Source organism: Paraburkholderia silvatlantica (assembly GCF_003096715.1).
Classification (GTDB): domain Bacteria; phylum Pseudomonadota; class Gammaproteobacteria; order Burkholderiales; family Burkholderiaceae; genus Paraburkholderia; species Paraburkholderia silvatlantica.
Genome location: NZ_QEOL01000001.1, coordinates 328340 through 347987 on the forward strand (window position 1 = coordinate 328340; position 19648 = coordinate 347987).

The 19648-nt window shown below is 61.7% G+C and carries 16 protein-coding genes and 3 pseudogenes; 9 read left to right on the forward strand and 10 right to left on the reverse strand.

The window, feature by feature from the left end; all coding sequences use genetic code 11:
- The first annotated feature begins 419 nt into the window (after nt 1-419).
- Nucleotides 420-1667 (forward strand): group II intron reverse transcriptase/maturase, encoded by a 1248-nt coding sequence (gene ltrA / locus C7411_RS01560; protein WP_207786517.1) that lies wholly within the window; start codon nt 420-422, stop codon nt 1665-1667.
- A 78-nt stretch (nt 1668-1745) separates the two neighbouring features.
- A pseudogene (locus tag C7411_RS01565) lies at nt 1746-2651 on the forward strand (IS3 family transposase); the annotation flags it as partial.
- Nucleotides 2652-3009: 358 nt separating this feature from the next.
- On the opposite strand, the gene C7411_RS01570 reads toward C7411_RS01565, so the two are convergent.
- Nucleotides 3010-4845: a patatin-like phospholipase family protein gene (locus C7411_RS01570; protein WP_221206496.1), complete on the reverse strand. Its 1836-nt coding sequence runs from the start codon at nt 4843-4845 to the stop codon at nt 3010-3012.
- 649 nt (nt 4846-5494) lie between these two features.
- On the opposite strand from C7411_RS01570, the gene C7411_RS01575 reads away from it, so the two are divergent.
- The gene (locus C7411_RS01575) at nt 5495-7201 is read left to right on the forward strand and encodes a peroxidase family protein (protein WP_110382808.1); all 1707 of its coding nucleotides are present in this window, start codon (nt 5495-5497) and stop codon (nt 7199-7201) included.
- 23 nt (nt 7202-7224) lie between these two features.
- Here C7411_RS01575 and C7411_RS01580 read toward each other — a convergent pair.
- Nucleotides 7225-7419, reverse strand: a pseudogene (locus C7411_RS01580) (ABC transporter permease); the annotation flags it as partial.
- A 415-nt stretch (nt 7420-7834) separates the two neighbouring features.
- On the opposite strand from C7411_RS01580, the gene C7411_RS01585 reads away from it, so the two are divergent.
- Nucleotides 7835-8086: a type II toxin-antitoxin system Phd/YefM family antitoxin gene (locus C7411_RS01585; protein ID WP_110382809.1), complete on the forward strand. Its 252-nt coding sequence runs from the start codon at nt 7835-7837 to the stop codon at nt 8084-8086.
- Complete coding sequence (locus tag C7411_RS01590) at nt 8083-8469, forward strand: type II toxin-antitoxin system VapC family toxin (RefSeq protein WP_110382810.1); 387 nt, start codon at nt 8083-8085, stop codon at nt 8467-8469. Before C7411_RS01585 ends, C7411_RS01590 begins: the two co-directional genes overlap by 4 nt.
- 24 nt (nt 8470-8493) lie before the next feature.
- Here C7411_RS01590 and C7411_RS37975 read toward each other — a convergent pair.
- A pseudogene (locus C7411_RS37975) lies at nt 8494-8685 on the reverse strand (IS5/IS1182 family transposase); the annotation flags it as partial.
- A gap of 63 nt (nt 8686-8748) precedes the next feature.
- Nucleotides 8749-9066 carry a hypothetical protein gene (locus C7411_RS36875; protein WP_133253603.1) on the reverse strand — a complete coding sequence of 106 codons (318 nt, stop codon included), beginning with the start codon at nt 9064-9066 and terminating at the stop codon, nt 8749-8751.
- On the opposite strand from C7411_RS36875, the gene C7411_RS01595 reads away from it, so the two are divergent.
- From C7411_RS01595 to C7411_RS01610, 4 genes are all read left to right on the forward strand, one after another.
- Nucleotides 9052-10080, forward strand: coding sequence for a YecA/YgfB family protein (locus C7411_RS01595; RefSeq protein ID WP_110382811.1), 1029 nt, complete (start codon nt 9052-9054; stop codon nt 10078-10080). The genes C7411_RS36875 and C7411_RS01595 overlap by 15 nt on opposite strands.
- Nucleotides 10081-10310: 230 nt before the next feature.
- Nucleotides 10311-12989, forward strand: a complete 2679-nt coding sequence (locus C7411_RS01600; RefSeq protein ID WP_110382812.1) for a DEAD/DEAH box helicase — start codon at nt 10311-10313, stop codon at nt 12987-12989.
- An 18-nt stretch (nt 12990-13007) separates the two neighbouring features.
- Nucleotides 13008-14147 (forward strand): SWIM zinc finger family protein, encoded by a 1140-nt coding sequence (locus tag C7411_RS37980; protein ID WP_243413004.1) that lies wholly within the window; start codon nt 13008-13010, stop codon nt 14145-14147.
- Between the two features lie 10 nt (nt 14148-14157).
- Nucleotides 14158-14586: a UPF0158 family protein gene (locus tag C7411_RS01610; protein ID WP_110382813.1), complete on the forward strand. Its 429-nt coding sequence runs from the start codon at nt 14158-14160 to the stop codon at nt 14584-14586.
- Nucleotides 14587-14865: 279 nt separating this feature from the next.
- On the opposite strand, the gene C7411_RS38820 is transcribed toward C7411_RS01610, so the two are convergent.
- Genes C7411_RS38820 through C7411_RS01640 form a run of 6 tightly spaced genes read right to left on the reverse strand, consistent with a single transcriptional unit; the run spans nt 14866 to nt 19647 of the window.
- Nucleotides 14866-15117, reverse strand: a complete 252-nt coding sequence (locus tag C7411_RS38820) for an ATP-binding cassette domain-containing protein (protein ID WP_110382814.1) — start codon at nt 15115-15117, stop codon at nt 14866-14868.
- A complete protein-coding gene (locus C7411_RS01620; RefSeq protein WP_110382815.1) occupies nt 15114-15467 on the reverse strand; it encodes a gamma-butyrobetaine hydroxylase-like domain-containing protein in 354 nt (117 codons plus the stop codon). Before C7411_RS01620 ends, C7411_RS38820 begins: the two co-directional genes overlap by 4 nt.
- Complete coding sequence (locus C7411_RS01625) at nt 15464-16459, reverse strand: HEAT repeat domain-containing protein (protein ID WP_110382816.1); 996 nt, start codon at nt 16457-16459, stop codon at nt 15464-15466. The genes C7411_RS01620 and C7411_RS01625 overlap by 4 nt, the downstream gene beginning before the upstream one ends.
- A gap of 32 nt (nt 16460-16491) precedes the next feature.
- Nucleotides 16492-17307: an ABC transporter ATP-binding protein gene (locus C7411_RS01630; RefSeq protein ID WP_110382817.1), complete on the reverse strand. Its 816-nt coding sequence runs from the start codon at nt 17305-17307 to the stop codon at nt 16492-16494.
- Complete coding sequence (locus C7411_RS01635; protein ID WP_110382818.1) at nt 17304-18164, reverse strand: ABC transporter permease; 861 nt, start codon at nt 18162-18164, stop codon at nt 17304-17306. The genes C7411_RS01630 and C7411_RS01635 overlap by 4 nt, the downstream gene beginning before the upstream one ends.
- A gap of 49 nt (nt 18165-18213) precedes the next feature.
- On the reverse strand, nt 18214-19647 hold the full coding sequence (locus C7411_RS01640; RefSeq protein WP_110382819.1) for an ABC transporter substrate-binding protein: 1434 nt from the start codon (nt 19645-19647) through the stop codon (nt 18214-18216).
- Nucleotide 19648: the final 1 nt, after the last annotated feature.

Here is a 19648-nt window from a genome sequence, read left to right on the forward strand (position 1 = left end):
AGGCGTGGTGGTGAGCGACCGTGGAAAAGTCGTCCGAGAAGGACGGCAGGTAGGTGTCGAGTAGATGAGCGAAAGCAAACCGTTCGATGACGCATCGTTAGTGCTACAAGGAACTGTCAAAAGCGCGGCCGAGTACGCTCTGCGCGAACAGTCGGGGCGAAACCTGCTTACGGACCCGATGGCAGTCGGTGTAAAGGCGGCATGAACTCGACACAGGCTTTGGTACGGAACGTGAGAACCTTGCCCCGGATGCGAAGGGAAATGACAAATGGCTGACACCATGAGGAAGAATACCGATGCCGGGCTGAGGGGCGGAGACGCCCGTAGTAGCGTTGAAGCCTTTGTAATGAAGGTGGAGCGAAGGGGCGGCGTTATCCGGCTGACGAAGGTCGCCAACCTGCATAGCGGGGATGAGTGACATGACATCAGCAAAGCCGTATCACATTGCGAAGCGTGTGGTTTGGGAAGCGTATCAACTGGTGAGAGCCAACGGTGGTGCTGCGGGCGTGGATGATGAAACCATTGCCATGTTCGAGCAAAACCTGTCGGGGAATCTGTATAAGCTCTGGAACCGGATGTCGTCGGGGTCGTACTTCCCGCCGCCGGTCAGGCAAGTGGAGATCCCCAAGGCCAAGGGTGGTACCAGAAAGTTGGGCGTGCCCACTGTATCTGACAGAATCGCACAGACTGCTGTCAAGCTCATGATTGAGCCGGCTCTCGATCCGATATTCCATGAGGATTCCTATGGATATCGTCCAAGAAGGTCGGCGAAACAGGCGATCTCGGTGACACGCAAGCGTTGCTGGCAGTATGACTGGGTTGTTGAGTTTGACATCAAGGCGGCGTTCGACCAGATCGACCATACGTTGCTGATGAGGGCGGTGCGAAACCACATCAAGGAAGACTGGATCTTGCTGTACATCGAGCGGTGGCTGACTGCACCGTTCGAAACCGCGGACGGGGCTAGTTTGCCCCGCACGCGGGGTACACCCCAAGGCGGTGTGGTCAGTCCGATCTTGATGAATCTGTTCATGCACTACGCGTTCGATAGCTGGATAGGTCGAACCTGGCCACAGTGCCCCTTTGCGCGCTACGCCGACGATGCGGTGGTTCACTGCCGTACTCAGGCGCAAGCGGAAGAAGTGATGCGGTCCATTGCATCACGACTGGAGGCGTGTGGCCTGACGATGCATCCGGAGAAGTCGAAAATTGTGTACTGCAGGGATAGCAACCGGACCAGCACTTATCCGAACGTGCAGTTTACGTTCCTGGGGTTCACGTTTCGGCCTCGGGAAGCGCTTAACACTCAACATAACCGGCGATTCACCAGCTTTCTGCCAGCGGTGAGTAATGAGGCGCTTAAACGGATGAGAAAGGAGGTACGGGAATGGCGGCTGCATCGGCGCACCTCAGCTACGTTGGCAGACCTCGCGGAGCACTGTAACCTGATCATACAAGGGTGGTGGAACTACTACGGTGCATTCTATCAACGGGCAATACGCGGCTTGTTTCGCTACATCGATAGCAAGCTGTGGCGGTGGGCCCGGCGCAAGTACAAGACGCTGGCGCGGCGCAAGCTGCGGAGCGTAGAGTGGCTACGCAAGATAAAGGAAGTCGAGCCAAGGTTGTTCACTCACTGGCGCTTGGTCAGGGTAATGGCTGGGTAATGGGAGCCGTATGAGGTGGGAGCCTCACGTACGGTTCTGGGAGCGCCTCGGGGTGAAACTCCCCGGGGCGACTCACCTTGCGAAGGGGTCGGTGTGAAGTACGCGTGGATCGAACGACATAGCCGGCAATGGCCGGTTTCCGTGGCCTGCCAGGCGCTGGGCGTCAGTCCCAGCGGTTATCACAACCGTAAGGCCCGCGACGTTGATCCTGATCGGCCGCGCCGACGCATCAGCAACGACGCGTTGCTGGTCCACATTCGCGCCGTCCACGCCGAATCCAAAGGCGAGTACGGCTGGCCGCGCGTGTGGAAAAAGCTGCTTGCGCAAGGCATTCGCGTGAGCAAGGACCGGGTTCAGCGGCTCATGAAGCTGCACGGCATCAAGGCGCGCACCAAGCGGCGCTTCAAAGCCACGACCGACAGCAAGCACAATCTGCCGGTCGCGCCGAACCTGCTGCAACGTGACTTCTCGCCGGCGAAACCCGATCAGGTCTGGACGACAGACATCACCTATCTCTGGACCGACGAGGGCTGGCTGTACCTGACGGTCATCCTGGACCTGTTCAGTCGTCAGGTCGTGGGATGGTCGCTCAAGCCGCACATGCGCACGGAGCTGGTTTCTGACGCGTTGCGAATGGCGTGGTTCCGGCGTCGGCCGGAGGCCGGACTGATCGTACATAGCGACCGTGGGAGCCAGTATTGCAGCGCCGAGTTCCAGGACCTGCTCAAGAGTTACGGCATGCGCAGTTCGATGAGCCGCCGAGCAAATTGTTGGGACAACGCGCCGACCGAGAGCCTGTGGGGATCGCTGAAGCAGGCGCGCATTCACGGTCAACGCTTTGCGACGCGTCGCGAAGCAATGGACGAGGTGATCGACTGGTTGAGCTTCTACAATCATGGGCGTCTGCACTCGACGTTGAACTACGTCAGTCCGATGCAATTTGAACAAAACTGGCACGCCGCCCAGCGAAAGCAAGCGGCATAATAAACGCTCGGTTAGCGGATACGAAATTCGCGGGCAACGTCACACCTTGTGTGTATCGGTGCGAATCTTCTCTAGTGGTCAAGCTTTCGGATTGTCGGTTTCGTTGATGACGCAGGCGTGACGCCTGCGCGGTGATTTTTTGATTCGGCAATCGAGTCATGGCCGGGAGCACGGTTTCCGCTGATCCAGTTTATCTTTGAAATTTGACTATTATGATAATAATACTTATCTAAATGACTGCATTGCGGGTCAATTTCTTGAGTAGTCTCGCGTGCATTCGCCAGTCTGAAGGATGGTTGACGTCCCTGCGCAGGCGCTGTCGTGAGCGTGCGCAGGGACCATGCGCAGGCTAGTGCAATCACGCGTCTGGGTAGAGATCGTTATCGGTTGGTAATGGCTTGGTGATATAGGGCGTCGAAGGTTCTGTCGGAAGGCTGCGAGTTTGCAGGTCCTTTTGCACGGCTGCGATCGCGCGATTCAGCACCTCACCTTTGACGAACCACACCCCCACGCCAGAAAGCCATCTTTTCCATCCGCTGATTCCCGCCATCGCGAGCGATGCGTCCACCACGCGCTTGATTCGGGTGTTGGCTTGCGACCTCAATGCTTTAAGGTCGACGGGACGAGTAGGCCACGGAGGCAATGGTTCGGGATCCGCCAACGTCCCCACGACAGGAATGATGGGAATTTCCTGGTTCGCTGCGAGCGCCCAGCGTTGACGAAACATCAGGTCTTGGGGGAAAAGAGGATTGGACGCGGGCAAGGTAAAGTAATTCGAGAGAAATTGCTGACAGTTTCGACGCCCCAGAAGATAGTCATGGCGACGATATTCCTCTTCGAGAAAGCCTCCAAAGCCGCCTAAAGCGCCGCTTGCGAGATCGAAAGCGCTGCTCGGATCCCGAGTGCCGTCGGAGCGCTTTCTGCTCGGAGCAATCAGAAAGCGGCTGAAGACGCTGTCGTCCAGCGCGAGCGCAAGGTCAACTGGATTGAATCGGGCCTGATTCTTCCAGGCGCCGAGCAGTCCAATGCCTGACGAGATCAGGTTGCCGCTCCTGCCTGACTCCTGTTTATTGAAATCGGTGATCAACGCGTCGGCAAATGGATCGATCATGATCAGTGCCCGCTTGGCCAGTAAGCCGTCGCGTTCGTTGCGCGCGACAGTCCCAGCCATTTCCGCTCTGGCTAGATCAAGCGGCTCGTTATCCATTGTGCCTCCGTCAACGACGAATTCGTCGAAATACGGATAAGGCGGAGTCGGCGTCACGCCGTTAATTGTAGAGGCCCATGCAGGTGTGAGCCATATGGGCTTGTTTCCGACGCCCGTCACGTAGCGCCAGTTCAGATCCGAGACGTTGCGCTTTTCCAGTCGCGGTGCAAGTCCGATAGGGAATGCGCCCGAGCCCAATGCCGCATTGCCGAGGCTCGCCCACCCGACATCGGTCGCCTTCGGCTGACCGATGTTGGTGGCTAACGGCATGTCGTCGGGGCGGCGCCGGATGGGCATGCCATTGAAGCCAATGGAGAAGCTCCTGTACGACTTGTGCAGCGACATCGCAAGGCCTTCGTTCGTATTCCCGTTTAGATTCAGGAAGTACGGAATGCCGCGCAATCCACCCTGCGTGAAGATGAAACGGACGCGGCCGTCGAGATATGGGCGATGTTTGACCTTCGCTTTGTAATTCAGCGAGTCATCGGTGATGGATTGCAGGATTGTGGAATCGAGCGCCGAGCGGACCACTGGCGACTTTCCGACGAGGTCATGCACAGCGAGCAACTTGTCGATGCTGATGCGCTTGACCCAGGCGTCGTAGAAAGGATTGGACTTGTCGTTGTCACCGGAGCGGACGTGATGGAAATCGTACTGCAATGCTACGGCGGCGATTGCCCCGTTCATGCTTCCGGCCGAAGCCCCGGCGATCACGCGGATCCGCACGCGGTGCATGGGCACGTCCTGCTTTTCACTTTTGGCGGCCTCCCAGGCGTCCAGTGCCTCGACGAGATAGTCAAGGACGCCTGCACTGTATGCTCCAGCAGATATTGCGCCAGCAAGCACGAGGCCGATGTCGAACACGCCGGCCTCAGGATCGGGTTCTCTTTCGATATAAGGATCGATATCGGGATCCGGCGTATTCGATTCAGCACCGGAACTAATGGATGCGCCCGATGAGAAAATTGATGTGTCCTGTTCTGACATGTTTGACACGCTCCATGAATAACACGCCCGCAGAGAAGCTGCCGTCGAGCCGAACGCCCAACGTAGGCACCTCATGAATCCCATGAACGTTTGCTGCACTAGGAGATCTGAATTCCGCAGGTAGCTTGTGGAAAGATGACTACGCTGGATGATAGGGCGAACTGAACTCGTTATTTGGGATTTTTGATTGATCAGTGCGCTTTGCCACACTGCGATGCAGAATCTACAGCCGTCAGTGGATGTGATTCACTAGCATGGTGCTTCGAGTGAAGTCTGAGTTAATTTTATTAAGTGATCGATTCATCATTGATTCCTTACATTTAATTAATAAACTGGACTCGGTTTGCAAATGTCGCGCGATTTAAGGACCTGCGATGCTGCACGTCGGCATTAAAAGTATGGATCGGAAACCGATTCAAATATGGATTACACGCTTGCGCTTGACATCGACTGTACCTATATTGGGTTGCGGTACCGCGCCTGAACCGTTGCGCACAAATCAGGCGATTGGCTGCCAGACAGAAGAGATTCTCCGAACCAAAAAATTCCGAAGCAGACGTCCAAGAGTAGCGTCGCTCTGACCGGAGCGATGTGTTACTTAGATTTTTCAGAATATTAGATAGCAATGCTTACTTAATAAGGAGGCGAAATGGACGGGAACGGACACGGATTCATTACCCAGCAGAGGCAGATCCCTTTTACGAATCTTTTCCCCTTGAGGGATGGAATATATCCCGCGAGCAAGTTGTTGGCCTTGTCGAAGTTGATGCAAGGCGCTGTTGATACCGTGAAAGACGGGCCCGATCCCGAAGAGAATCTTTGGCTCCCGGCTGGCTATACCTACTTTGGTCAGTTCGTCGATCACGATTTGACTTTCGACAGCACGTCATCGCTCGATCCGGCGCTCACACTGGAGGACAAAAGTCGCGTGCCGACAAATCTGCGCACGCCGCGACTCGATCTTGATTGCATCTACGGCGATGGTCCTGCTGCCCAGCCATTCATGTATGCCGCTGATGGTGCCACTCTGCTATACGGCGGCACAGGCCAGCCGCAACTTCAGGCAAATCCGAACGGCCTCGTAGCAAGCGTTACGGCCACGTGGGACTTGCTGCGCGCTCCAAACGGTCGCGCCATTATTGGTGACAAACGCAACGACGAAAACTCGATCGTCTGCCAGATTCAGCTGGCAATGATCAAGTATCACAACAAGATCGTCGAGTTGCTCAGCGGCGAAAATTCAGACAGTTGGCTTGTGCCGGGAGATATTTTCGAATCGGCGCGCACCGAAGTGCGCTGGACATATCAGCGCATTGTCGTAGAGGACTTTTTACCACGCATCATTCGGGGAGAGGTGCTGAACGACCTGCAAGGCCTGAGCTTTGAACAGCGCAAGGAATGCTACGTGCTTTATCCGGATAAGGATGGCATCAGGAACAATCTGCCGCGCGAGTTCGTCGCTGCAGCATATCGTTACGGGCATTCTGGCGTGCGCACGGGGTACCGTCTTAACCCCCAGACACGTCTTTCAATCTTTCCCGCCAGCAATCAGACTGATCAGAGTGTTGACAGCATGCTTGGCTTCGACCCGCTTCCTCAGCATCACATCATCGACGACTGGGGCCGGTTCTTTCCTGACAGCGATCCAGGCGCGGATATCGGGGATGCCGGCAGGATAGCCGCGGACGATACGCCTGATCCGAGTGTGCGGCTTCAGTTCGCCTACAAGCTCGACCCGACGCTGGTGGATCCGCTCACGGTGTTGCCGCCTGGCGTGGCTGGCTCAACCGCGACAAGCGAAGCGAAGGAACAGGTTGATAACAAGCTTCCGAATCCCGATCGTCCGTCGCTTGCTCTGCTCAATCTTTTGCGCGGCAACGCCTATCGTCTTGTAAGTGGTCAAACAGTGGCCGAGAAGCTTCAGGCGGCCGGAAAGGGCAGCGGGCCGCTTCCCGCAGACAGGCTCGTCGTCAGACTGGAAACGGACGAACGGCCGGAGAACGATGCCGACCCCAAGTCGCAGGCTTTCAAGTGGACACCGATCGATCCAGATTTGCAAACAGATACGCCGCTCTGGTTCTATATTCTGGCCGAAGCTCAGGCACCGATACTCGACACGGTGACCGGCGGCGCGAGCGGCGTCTTCTCAGAGAACGATCTGCTGAACGGAGCTGGTGCGCTCACACAACTTGGTTGGGTCGGTGGGCGTATCGTAGCGGAGGTGATTTACGGCATTCTCGATTCGGATGCTGACTCTTACGTGCGTGACAGCAAGGGTTCTGCGTGGAGACCGCGGTTTGCGATCGGCGGTCCGGTGCGCATGAGAGGACTCCTCGACTTCATAGTGAAGGCCTGACAGCCACGGGCTACCGTCGGGCATCAGTGCCTGTGATCCAGGCGCCGGGTGAAAAACTCGCGCGCCAACTGGATCACTGATATCACCTGGGTTTCGTAGCGCTCGTAGCCGCAGCGAATCGCCATGTCGCCAAGGCCGGCGCCAGCCATGGCCGACATGGCGATCATCGCGATCGCGGTTACCGTGACGCTGCCGAGAATCCCCGGCAGCGATTCGGGCCTTGCGCTCGACCGCGATGCCATCGCGCGTGGCGTAAGCCGTGCCGGACATCGGCGATTATTATTTTGGGTGCGACCCTAAAAGATTGATAATTTCTTATATGTCAACCTGTGCGCCCGTGGCTGAAGCCATTCGACGCAACTAACGGTCAGATCGCTTCCCGTTCTTGAAAATCGGTTGCCGGCGCCGTGTACACAAGGGTTTTCCAGCTATCCACGCTGTCTTCGGACGACGCAGGGGCTGTTGCCCATGCCGTTCACTGCCAACGGAGACGACTGCCAGCACGCGGCCCGTTTATGGGTTCAAATTTCCCTACGTTCGCCTGAAGTCGAACTTTATGGACGAGAATCCCATCGACAGTCCACCTGGGATCATATAAACTAAGTCCGATGAACTAAGTTTATTAGGCGCGACATGCACACCTACAACATCCATGAGGCGAAGACCCAGCTTTCCCGGCTGGTCGACGAAGCTGTCCACGACGGCGAACCATTCATTATCGCGAAGGCCGGCAGGCCGCTCGTGAAGGTTGTGCCCCTCGATGCGCCGGCCGTCACGCAGCAGCGGCGGATCGGTTTCATGGCCGGCCAGATTCAGGTTCCAGCCGACTTCGACACGATGGGCGCCGATGAGATCGCCGGGCTGTTCGAGGGCAAGGACGCATGAAGCTGTTGCTCGACACGCATCTGCTGCTGTGGGCGGCCGCGGGCGCCGCGGAGCTGTCGGCCGGGGCGCGGGCCTTGATCGGGGACCCGGACCATACCCCGCAGTTCAGCGTCGCCAGCCTGTGGGAAATCGCAATCAAGCGCGCCCTGAACCGCGCCGATTTCCAGGTCGAGCCGCGGGTGCTGCGCCGGAACCTGCTCGACAACGGCTATGAGGAATTGCCGGTGCTCAGCACGCACGTGATGGCCCTCGAAGGGCTGCCCCCAATCCACCGCGACCCGTTCGACCGGCTGCTGGTCGCCCAGGCGATCGCCGAAGGCGTCACGCTGCTCACCCATGACGAATCGGTCGCCCGTTACCCGGGCCCGGTGCGGCACGTCTGAATGAGCCCCAGCCGAACCCATTGCCCGCAACAGCCAGCGCAAGGTATAGCCGGCGGCACAGGGCAGTGTATGCAGGGCGTCGTCCAATTGACCTTGCAACTGGCAACGATCCATCCGGTGGTCCGACCTGAGGTGGCCCACCACGTGGCTACGTTTGAGCCACCGCCGTTGTCGCCGGGTCAGCGACTTGTACTTGCCGCGATGAATGATCTCGAGCTCGGGGTGAGCAGGTCCCGTACCGCTCGCAGTTCTTCTCGCACGGCTGCGCCCCGCGGGGCATCAGCTACGCGTGGCCGGCCGTGAAAGCGTTCCGGTCAGCGCGTGCCGTTCCCGCGCCGGCCCCTGCGCTTGCCATGGTGATTGGCGCACCCTCACAGAATGGCTGCCGACAGGGCAGAAAAAACGTTCGTCGCCTGCCGCCCCGGCGTCCAGTTTGCCCATCGCCCCGTCGGGTAAAATGCCGACACCCTGACGCCCGCCAAAATGCCCGCCTGCCGGACGCGCGGCATTGCGCTGAACATCGGCGGCAATGCGCGCACCGGCAATCCGCATCGGGTCGACCACCGGACCCATGGACCTGCCATGAATTTCGATCATTCCAGTCCCGAACTCAACGATCCGCTGACTGACGAAGAGCTTGATTTCCTCGAGCGATTCCTTTCGGGCAATGCCGTTTGCGACGATGCGATGGATGGCGTCATGTTGCACGGCTTTCTGACCGCCGTCATTTCCGGACCGAACATGCTCATGCCGGGCACGATCCTTCCGTGGATCTGGGATGCAAGGCACGCAACCCGTCAACCCCGGTTCCTGTCAGCCGGTCGGGCACGCAAGGTCACCGGACTGATCTTTCAGTACTGGAACGACATCAACGATACCCTGAATCACTGTCCCGATCTGTTCGAGCTCCCGCTGCCCACGACCGCGCGGGAAGGCAAGGAAGTTCCCGTTCTCGACGAATGGTGCGAGGGGTATTGCAAGGGCATCGACGTCGACCGGGCGGCCTGGGAGCCGCTGATTGAGCGACACCCCGAGTGGTTCAATATCATCCTGCTGTTCGGTACCGCCTCCGGATACCGGGATCTGGCGCAGCGGGACTATACGGTCGAGCAACGCCGGTCGTTCGTACTCCAGCTCGCGGCCTCCGCGCTCAATATCCATCGATACGGGTGTGAGGAACGTCGCAAACTGATGGAGCAGGGCGGGCGGCCGGGCATGATCCCGACAGGCCAGGAGCCGAAAGGCAGGACTGCCAGGCAGGCCGGGCGCGGGGATCCGGACACGCAGCACGGGAGGGGGTCCCAAGACCGGTTCCTTGTCGATTCGCTTGGCCGGGTAACGGACGAGGCGTTTCACCCGCTCGCATTGTCCCCTCTGGCTACGCGCATCACGCAGGGCGGCACGTCTGTCGATGTGCATATCTATCGCGCCGGCAATCACGGTCGCGACGGCTGGGTGCTGGAAATCGTCGACGCGTCCGGGACGTCCACGGTCTGGGATGACCCGTTCCCGACCGATGGGGCCGCGCTGGCCGAAGCATTGAACACGATCGAGACGCACGGCATTGCATCGGTAAGCGGAACTGGACCGGTGCCCGTGTCAAAACACTGAGCGTTCTGGCACGCGCTTGCGCCCTGGGCCAGAATCCGGACGGCCCAACCAGGGGACAAACTTCGCGCCGCGCAGACGCAAGCGTCGCGCGGCGATGCCCTGCAACATGCTGCGGAAAATCTGTCCCATGACGAGGACAAGCAATGTTCCCCGCGGCGCGGGATACATGATCTGCAGGCGAGGCTGTCTTCCGCCGGCATTCGAACCCGGGACTTTCCCCTCAACTGTCCATGTCCTTGACTGATACCGACCGTCTCGCGCCCAAAATCACCCCGGCAGGCCACCTGCTTGCCGCGCCGGACGCCGATGCGCCTGCACTGCCCGATGACGTGGCACTGGGCGCTGCCTTCAGGCGCGGCGCCGGTCATGGGCTGCTCTATCTGGGAAGCGCGACCATCGGGCGTGCATTGCCGCCCGCATGGGCATGGTGGCGCGACCTGGGTGCCCGCTATGTCACGTCCGTCTGCACCACGCCAGAAGTCGGGGAAGTCGCGGTCGCCCATCCAGACATGGCGGACCTCGACCGACTGATCGACGACGCGCCACCCATGACGGGCGGCGAATATCTCACGGCGGATGTCCTGGCGGCACTGTGGGGCGAGATCGATGGCGCCTTGCGGGACGAACTGGCAGGCACGGGGGAGTCGCTTCAGGCCTTTCTCAGGTCGCGCCACCCTGCCTGGAATCTTGTGGGCCGTGTGCACTTCAATCTTGCGGAAAACCGCAAGGACCCCGAAGCGCCTTTCGCGTTTTTGGCAACCTATGCGGCGCGCCTGTCGGCCCATGGCAAGACGCAGCACCAACCGCTTTCGCGGGCGCTCGAGGAATTTTCCGGGGCACGCAAGAAGGCGCAGCTACTCTCCCTCCTGATGCCGGTTCAGCGTGCCGCTGAACGTTGCGACTGGGTGCGCGCGATGCTCGAGTCGCGCGAGATCTACCACCCGTTGCGCTGGATGCCAGCCGATGCCTGGCGCCTTCTCTCCGATGTGCCGGCGCTGGAATCGGCCGGCATCATGGTTCGACTACCGGCGACCTGGTCGATGGGCCGCCCTGCGCGACCGGCGGTCAGGGCGAGCGTCGGGACGCAGCCTCCGTCGCTCCTTGGCAGGCAGGCGCTGCTCGACTTCAGGATGGAGGTGTCGCTCGATGGCGAACCGTTAAGTCCCGCCGAGATCCGGCATCTGCTCAAGGGAGCCGACGGTCTGCAGTGGATTCGCGGGCGCTGGATCGAGGTGGACACGAAAAAGCTCGGCCGGCTGCTCCAGCGCTTTGAGGGTCTGGAGAAGGACGCGCAAGCGGGGCTGCCGTTGAACGACGCCTTGCGTCTGCTGGCAGGCGTATCCGGCGACGAAGCGGACGGCTCTGACGAGCGCGACTGGACACAGGTCGTGGCAGGGGACTGGCTCGCAGAGACGCTGCGGCAGTTGCGCCAGCCGGAAGGGCTGGCGCAGGTCGATCCGGGCCCCGAACTGCGAGCGCAGCTTCGGCCATACCAGCGTGCGGGTGTGCGGTGGCTGTACCTGCTCAGCCAGCTCGGGCTGGGAGCGTGTCTTGCCGACGACATGGGCCTTGGAAAGACGATGCAGGTCCTCTCGCTGCTGTTGATCCTCAAGCGCGACCCGGCCGGTCCGCGCCCGAGCCTGCTGGTCGCGCCCGCATCCCTGCTGGCAAACTGGGCCGCGGAAGCGGAACGTTTCGCGCCGGGCCTGCGCGTGCTCGTTGCTCACCCGTCGATGATGCCTGCGCCCGAGCTGCGGGCGCTCGACAGCACGCGGCTCATGCAGACGGACCTTGTCATTACCAGTTTCGGGTCGCTGCTGCGTCAGCCCGTTCTGGAAGCGATCCAGTGGCGCATCGCGATTGTCGACGAGGCCCAGGCGATCAAGAATCCTGGCGCCCGGCAAACGAAACAGGTCAAAAGGCTCCAGGCCGGCTCACGTATCGCCCTGACGGGCACCCCGGTGGAAAATCGCCTGTCGGATCTGTGGTCGATATTCGATTTCACGCATCCAGGCCTGTTGGGCTCGGCGAAGGAGTTTGCCGGTCTCACCCGGCGTCTGGCGAAAATCGAACATTTCGGCCCGCTTCGCACCCTTGTGCGGCCCTACATCCTGCGCCGCCTGAAAACAGACAGGCGTGTCATCGCGGATCTCCCGGAAAAAACCGAACTCAAGGCGTGGTGCCACCTGAGCCCCCTCCAGGCCGCCTTGTACGAGCGCGCGGTCAAAGACCTGGCGGCGGCGCTCGATGGGACCGAGGGTATTGAACGCAAGGGGATCGTATTGAGCTATCTGATGCGCTTCAAGCAGATCTGCAACCATCCGTCCCAGTGGCTGGGCGACGCGGCGTGGAGGCCGGAAGCCAGCGGCAAATTTGCCCGCCTGAAGGAACTGGTCGACGTGATCGCAGCGAAGCAGGAAAAGGTCCTCGTGTTCACGCAATTCCGCGAAACCATTGAGCCGCTTGCCGCGTACCTCGGATCGCTTTTCGGCCGCGAAGGCCTGGTTCTCCATGGGGGAACGCCCGTAGGCAAACGGCGCGAACTGGTCAGGCAGTTCCAGGACGATGAATCGGTACCGTTTTTTGTGCTCTCGCTCAAGGCGGGCGGAGCGGGGCTGAATCTCACTTCCGCCTCTCACGTGATCCACTTCGATCGCTGGTGGAATCCCGCGGTCGAGAATCAGGCAACGGACCGGGCCTTTCGCATTGGCCAGCGCAGGAACGTGCTGGTACACAAATTTGTTTGCCGGGGCACGGTCGAGGACCGGATTGACCAGCTGATTGAAGCAAAGCAGCAGCTGGTGAAGGATGTGCTCGAAGGCGGAGCGGAGCTGCTGCTGACCGAAATGAGCGATCGGGAGTTGCTCGATCTCGTCAGGCTCGATATACATCGTGCGCAGGAAACCTGACCACTCAAAGGGAATGTAATGGGTTACTACGGTGGATGGAAACCTTATGTACCGGTGGCTGAGCGCCGGAGAAAAGCCGAACAGCAGGTTGCGAAAGCAATGAAGGCCGGCCGGACGCTGTCGCCGATCGCCCCGTATCGCGGCGCCATCGCGAAAACCTTTTGGGGCAAGGCGTGGTGCGATAATCTGGAGCGCTACAGCGACTACGGCAATCGCCTGCCGCGCGGGCGCACCTATGTGCGTAACGGTTCGGTAATCGATCTGCAGATCACGGCGGGAAAAATACATGCCCAGGTCATGGGATCGAGCCTGTATACGGTCCAAATCGATGTCGTGGTGTGTCCCGATCCACACTGGCGTGCGCTGAGCGCCGACTGCGCATCATCGATCGATTCCATGGTCGAGCTGCTGCAGGGCAAGCTGTCGGGCGCCGTACTGGAACGGATCTGCAAGCCGGGCACGGGGCTCTTTCCGTCACCGAAGGATATCCGGTTTGGTTGCAGCTGCCCGGACTGGGCGTCGATGTGCAAGCATGTCGCCGCCGTGCTGTATGGTGCCGGTGCCCGGCTCGACCAGCAGCCCGGGTTGCTCTTCACGCTCCGGGGTGTGGACGCCGCCGATCTCGTTGACAGCACGGGTGCCGGCCTGTCTGCAGCGGGAGCCGCGCCAGCGCCGGGCAAGATCCTCGACACCGCTGCCCTGGGCGACGTATTCGGTATCGAGATCGACACCGGCAGCGAACCGCTCAGCGCGCCACCTGTTGCACGAAAACGGGCAGGCAAACAATCCGCTGCGCGAAGGAGCCGGGTTTCCACGCCATCGACCCTAGCGCAACCGGTTTTGGCAAGTGCGAAATCGACCTCGAAAGGCAAAACGACAGCGCCCAAAGCGGTGGTCAAAGCCGTTGTTGCCGCAAAACCTGCTGGCAAGGCGCGTGCGGACGCACCAAAGGCGACCCGTTCAGCGAGCGCGAAGTCGACCTCGAAAGGCAAAACGACAGCGCCCAAAGCGGTGGTCAAAGCCGTCGTTGCCGCAAAACCTGCTGGCAAGCTGCGCGCGGACGCGCCAAAGGCGCCCCGTTCAATCGCCACGCAAAAGTCGCCCCCCCGCTCGTCGGCGACACCACGATCGCCACAGAACGCAAAAGCATCCCGATGAGGTCAACGTCATGGTCGCTGTCAAATTCGATGATGTTTCCTCGGCCTTCGACTTCGTCAGCTACGCAGCGCCGATGGAACACCAGGCGTATATCTCGCTCGATACGGGAAAAATCTACTGGATTTCAGATGCCATCGACACGATCGCGGAGGAGGAGATTCCCGAGGACCTGGAAGACTCGGATCGCTACCTCGCGATACCGCACAAGAGCGAACTTGATCTCGGAAGCAGTCTCGCCTTGCGCTTTGCCGCACAGCAACTACCTGCACGTTTTGGCCAGGTTGAACGGTTCTTCCAGCGGCGAGGGGCATACGCCCGCTTCAAGGATTTACTCGAGCACGAAGGTGCTCTGGAACGCTGGTATGCGTTTGAAGCCGACTCTGTCGAAAAGGCAATGAGGCAATGGTGCGCTGAAAACGGGATCGAAATTCTTGATTGAGACGCGACGCGTCGGTTCACGCAGGCCAAAGTCTCTCATTATGCAGCGTACCATCTTTACGTCAATCTATCGCAGGCGCGCGTAGGCGTACGAAAACTCAATGGCGTGGGCCAGCCAGGGCGTTGAGTACCACGCCGCGCCTCGATCGGGCTTTGCGGACATTTGTCAACTCGCCGATCGCTGCGAAATCGGGCTCGAATTCCGGGAGCTCGCATAGCCTTGCCGACAGTAATAGGGCGATCGTTGGCCGTGCCATTAAAAATTGGTTGTTCAATTTAGTTAATTAGATATGCATAATATTAGCGGGCCGTCAGCGATCAGAGCGAGTGATTCGTTCGGATACTTGAGATACGAATACTTGCCGCAACCGGACGGGCCGATCACCGCGACGAACTCGCCGGGAGCAACTTCGAGACTCACATCATCAAGTGCCTGCACCGCCGCCGCAGGTCGCCGCCACGGCGAGGTGCGACGGCCTTCGAAGGCGATCGACAGATGTGCGACTTCCAGGTGGCCGGTGTTCGCGCTCATCGGCTGGCCTCGGGCAGACGGGCAGGCGAGCGTGCGGGCGGCACGGCTTCGCCGGCCGGTTCGTCGCGGCCCAGCGCATGAAGCAACGACCATGGGTAGATGCCGCGCGCGTGGCCGTCGCTGAACAGGAGTTGCACGCCGTAACCCATCGGCTCGATGCCGCTCAGTGTCACGTGCGGGGAGACGACTGCTGCGGCCGTGCTGCCGGCGAGCCGGATACGCCGGCACCCCGCGCAGAGGCACGCGGCGCGCAGTTGCGCATACGCGATGCGCTGGGTCTCGCCGTCCGGCCAGTGCAGCGTGAGCACGCGGGCCGGGGCGTCGAGACGGATCTCGTCCGGCGTTCTCATTGCGTGGCGCCTTCGATCTGGCCGATCGCGATGCGTATCGCCTTGCGCACATCCGGATCGCGGTCTTCCAGTGCGGCTTGCAGCGCGGGCAGCGCGTCACGCGAGCCCAGTTCGCCGAGTGCGAGCGCGGCCTCCTTGCGCAGATTGCTGATCGTGTGCGAGAGCAGCGCCGCGACCGCGGACGCCGCCTGTGCATCGCGCAGTTGTCCGAGCGCGCGAACCGCACGGAGCCTCACTTGCCAGTACGCGTCATCGAGCGCAGCGATCAGCGGTTCGCTTGCCGACGTCGCGCGCAGCTTGCCCAGCGTGGTCGCCGCCTCTTCGCGAACCTGCCACGCGTCGTCGCGTAATGCCGCGAGCAGCGCATCGACGATCGTCGGATCAGACGGTAACGCGAAGCCGAGCGCGCCGACCGCCGCGCGCCGCACGTCCGCATGCGCGTCTCCAGCCGCAAGCGCGGCAAGCGGGGCGAGCGCGCGCGCGTCCTTCAACCAGCCGAGCACCGCGACGGCTTCGATCCGGACGTCGGCGCTTGCGTCGGGCAGCGCATGCAGCGCTGGCTCGAACGCCTGCGCGAAGCGCAGTTCGCGCAGGCCCCGCAGCACCGAGCGGCGCACGAACGGCTCAGGCCGCGCGGCCCAGCGGTGCAGCACATGCCCCGACGACGGCTCCTTCAGTTCCGACAGGCTCTGCGCAGCCGCCGCGCGCACGTCGTCGTCGGCGTCGAGCAACGCGGCGCAGAGCGCCTCGACGACGTCGTCGTCTTCCCACGCGGCCAGCACCGCGGCGGCCTCGCGCCGCACGTCGGGTGCGGGGTCCTCGCGCAGCGCCGCAACGAATGCCGGCAGCAGCGCGGGGTCTTCCAGATCCGCGAGTTCGAATAACGCGATGCGGCGCACAGCGGGATCGGCGTCGGCGAGGCGCGCGAGCAGCGCGGCGGCTTCGGCGGGCAGGTTCTGCGCGTTCGCGAGGGGCAACGGGGAAACGGTCATGGGTAGCGGAGAATGTCTGGGGGAGGTGGGCGTTAGCCTGCGTCGCGCAGCAGCGCGAGGCAGCGGCGCTTGATGTCGACGAACGCCGCTTCCGTCGTGCTGTCGTCGGTACGCGGGCGCGCGAGCGGCACCGCGATATCGGCGACGAGCCGCGCCGGCCGCTGCGACAGCATCAGGATGCGGTCGCCGAGAAACAGTGCCTCGTCGATGTCGTGCGTGACAAATACGACGGTCGTGTGAATCTTCGTCCAGATGTCGAGCAGCAGCGTCTGCATCATGCGGCGCGTCTGCGCGTCGAGCGCACCGAACGGCTCGTCCATCAACAGGATGCGTGGACGGTTGATCAGCACGCGCGCGATTTCCACGCGCTGCTGCATGCCGCCCGACAGCTGCGCCGGGTAGTGCGATTCGAAGCCGGCCAGTCCGACGAGCGCGAGGAGATCGGCGGCTTGCCGCCGGCGCTCGCCCGCGCCGATGCCCTTCATCTTGAGACCGAACGCGACGTTATCGATCACGCGCTTCCACGGAAACAGCGTGTGCTGCTGGAACACGATCCCACGCTCCGGGTGCGGCCGGTCGACGGCGAGTCCGTCGACCACGATTTCGCCGTGCGTCGCCGCAACATGGCCGGCGATCGCGCCGAGCAGCGTCGATTTCCCGCAGCCTGAGGGCCCAAGCACGCAGACGAATTCGCCGGGCGCGATGTCGATGTCGAGCCTGTCGAGCGCAGCGAAGTGCGCGTGCGGCGGCCCGACCTCGACTGTGAGCGAGCGGATGTCGATGCGGCCCGGCCCGTGGGACGCGAGCGGCGCGGCGGCAACGGTAGTGGCGACGGCCGGGGTGCTCATTGACGTGCTCCGCGCAGCCGGTACCACGGTGTGAGCGCGTTGCCGACACGCTTGACGAGCAGGCTGCTGCCCATCCCCAGCACGCCGATCAGCGCCATGCCGACGACGATGTCCGCGTAGTTCTGCAACGTATAGGATTCCCACGTGAAGTAGCCGATGCCGTACTGGCCCGCGATCATTTCCGCGGTGACGAGGCAGAACCACGCGGTGCCCATGCCGATCGACAGGCCGGTGAAGATCGACGGCGCGGCGCCGGGCAGCACGACCTCCGTATAAAGCGACAGCGTGCCGGTGCCGAGCCCGCGCGCGGTCGCGACGAGCCGCGGATCGACCGCCTCGACGCCGTGGATCGTGTTCAGCAGGATCGGAAACAGCGCGCCGATGAACGTGATGAACATCATGCTCAACTCGGACGACGGAAACATCAGGATCGCGAGCGGAATCCACGCGACGGCCGGAATCGGGCGCAACATTTCGAGCGGCGGCAACAGGATGTCCTCGAGCGCGCGGTAGCGGCCGATCGCGAGGCCGAGCCCGACACCGACGACGGCCGCCGCGCAGAAGCCGACCAGCACGCGCGTGAGGCTCGCGGCCAGATGCATCGGCAGTTTCGGCGAGTGCAGCAGGTCCCATAGCGCGGGAATCGTATTGGCCGGCGACGGCATGTTCGCGAACGTGACGACGCCGAGCGACAGGCGGTAGTGCACGGCCAGTTGCCAGGCGGCGATGAACAACGCGATCGACGCGATGCGCAAGGCTCGCCGGAACGTTGGCGAGCGGCGGCCGGCCGGCGCCGCCGGCGCGGGTTCCGTCGCCGCGGAGCGCTGGCGTGCGGTGAGGTCGAGTGTGGCAGACATGCGGACTCCTCGAAGCGGGGGATGATCAATGCCGGCAACAGGTGCGAAATCAGCGCGCCGCGACGGCCTGCGATGCGGCCGTCGTCTTCACCGCCGCCGCATAGTCGACGACGGCCCCGGATGTGCGCTGCGCATATGCGTCGGCACCGGCTTTCTGAAGAAACGCGGTGATGTTGCCGTGCGCGTCACGCACATACCACGCGTCCGACGCGAACAGCTTCAGCCCGCTGTCGTGGTCCTGCACATACACCGCGCGGGGCTTGCGGGCAGACGGCGCGAGCTTCGCGAGCGTAGCGAACGCCTCCCCGACGTTCGCGTAGTTGCGCACGTGCGCTTCATTCGGCAACCAGATCTGCGCGACGTCGTTGAAGTCGCGAATCGGCTTGCCGGTCAGCGCGTCGTTCGCGACGAGCGGCTGTCTTGCGTAGTTCTTCAGCGCGGCGTCGTAATCGAGCCCCGACTCCTTGAACGCCTCGCGGATGTAGCGATCGTCGACGAACGTGTTCGCATCGAGATTCACGTCCGTCTTCTTGAGCAGCTTCAGCGTATCGATTGCGGTCGCGACGGCCTGCCGGTATTCCGGCTTCCAGGTGAGATCGCGCGTCTGCAGGCCGAGCGGGCCGTGATACAGATAGTCGACCGGCGCCTCGATGCCCGTCACCTTCTCGATCAGCAGGCTGTACTTCTCGGGGTCCTGCGCGATCAGGCGGTTCGCTTCGATGGCCGCGCGCAGATACGCGACGACGACTTCCGGATACTTCTGTGCGTACGCGGCGTCGACCAGCGCGCCGTGGAAGGTCGGCGCATGGCTTTGCGCGCCGTCGTAGATCTTGCGCGCGATGCCACGATACGGGAAGAGGTCGGCGAACGGCACGAAGTCAGCGTGCGCGTCGATCTTGCCGGCCTTCAGCGCGCTGCCGGCCACTTCCGGCGCCTGCGTGATGATATTCACGTCGGTGTCCGGGTTCCAGCCCTGCGCCTTGATCGCTCGCAGCAGCATGCCATGCGCGGTGGAGGCGAACGGAACCGAGATCGTCTTGCCCTTCAGGTCCGCGATCGAATGTACCGGAGAATTGACGGGCACGACGATGCCGTTGCCGCTGCCGTCGATGCTGCCTTCGAGCACGGTGATGAAAAGGCTCTTTCTACCAGCCTTCTGGAATGCGGCTCCGTTCAGCGCGCCGGGAAAGTCCGCCATCGCGCCGAAGTCGAGCTTGCCGGCCACCATCTCGTTCGTGAGCGGCGCACCTGACGTGAAGTCTTTCCACTGCACGTCATATGTGACGTTCGCGTACTTGCCGGTATGCGGCAGGTACTTGTCGAGCAGATGCAGTTCGCGAATCAGCAGGCCGCCGGTCGCGCAGTTGATTGTGGTGTCCTGCGTGCCGATCGCCACGCGAAGGGTTTCTGCGTGCGCGGTCACGGCCGCCGCGAACAGCAGCGGCGCGGCGATGAGGCGAACAATCCGTTGTCGTGTTTTCATG

What these genes read in the sequence shown, in the direction of transcription:
- C7411_RS01600 (WP_110382812.1), top strand. Translation starts at nt 10,311, where the DNA reads ATGTCCTTGACTGATACCGACCGTCTCGCGCCCAAAATCACCCCGGCA.
- C7411_RS01640 (WP_110382819.1), bottom strand. Translation starts at nt 19,647, where the DNA reads ATGAAAACACGACAACGGATTGTTCGCCTCATCGCCGCGCCGCTGCTG.
- C7411_RS01595 (WP_110382811.1), top strand. Translation starts at nt 9,052, where the DNA reads ATGAATTTCGATCATTCCAGTCCCGAACTCAACGATCCGCTGACTGAC.
- C7411_RS01575 (WP_110382808.1), top strand. Translation starts at nt 5,495, where the DNA reads ATGGACGGGAACGGACACGGATTCATTACCCAGCAGAGGCAGATCCCT.
- C7411_RS01625 (WP_110382816.1), bottom strand. Translation starts at nt 16,459, where the DNA reads ATGACCGTTTCCCCGTTGCCCCTCGCGAACGCGCAGAACCTGCCCGCC.
- C7411_RS01635 (WP_110382818.1), bottom strand. Translation starts at nt 18,164, where the DNA reads ATGTCTGCCACACTCGACCTCACCGCACGCCAGCGCTCCGCGGCGACG.
- C7411_RS01620 (WP_110382815.1), bottom strand. Translation starts at nt 15,467, where the DNA reads ATGAGAACGCCGGACGAGATCCGTCTCGACGCCCCGGCCCGCGTGCTC.
- C7411_RS38820 (WP_110382814.1), bottom strand. Translation starts at nt 15,117, where the DNA reads ATGAGCGCGAACACCGGCCACCTGGAAGTCGCACATCTGTCGATCGCC.
- C7411_RS01590 (WP_110382810.1), top strand. Translation starts at nt 8,083, where the DNA reads ATGAAGCTGTTGCTCGACACGCATCTGCTGCTGTGGGCGGCCGCGGGC.
- C7411_RS01610 (WP_110382813.1), top strand. Translation starts at nt 14,158, where the DNA reads ATGGTCGCTGTCAAATTCGATGATGTTTCCTCGGCCTTCGACTTCGTC.
- C7411_RS01570 (WP_221206496.1), bottom strand. Translation starts at nt 4,845, where the DNA reads ATGTCAGAACAGGACACATCAATTTTCTCATCGGGCGCATCCATTAGT.
- C7411_RS01585 (WP_110382809.1), top strand. Translation starts at nt 7,835, where the DNA reads ATGCACACCTACAACATCCATGAGGCGAAGACCCAGCTTTCCCGGCTG.
- C7411_RS01630 (WP_110382817.1), bottom strand. Translation starts at nt 17,307, where the DNA reads ATGAGCACCCCGGCCGTCGCCACTACCGTTGCCGCCGCGCCGCTCGCG.
- C7411_RS36875 (WP_133253603.1), bottom strand. Translation starts at nt 9,066, where the DNA reads ATGATCGAAATTCATGGCAGGTCCATGGGTCCGGTGGTCGACCCGATG.
- C7411_RS37980 (WP_243413004.1), top strand. Translation starts at nt 13,008, where the DNA reads ATGGGTTACTACGGTGGATGGAAACCTTATGTACCGGTGGCTGAGCGC.
- ltrA (WP_207786517.1), top strand. Translation starts at nt 420, where the DNA reads ATGACATCAGCAAAGCCGTATCACATTGCGAAGCGTGTGGTTTGGGAA.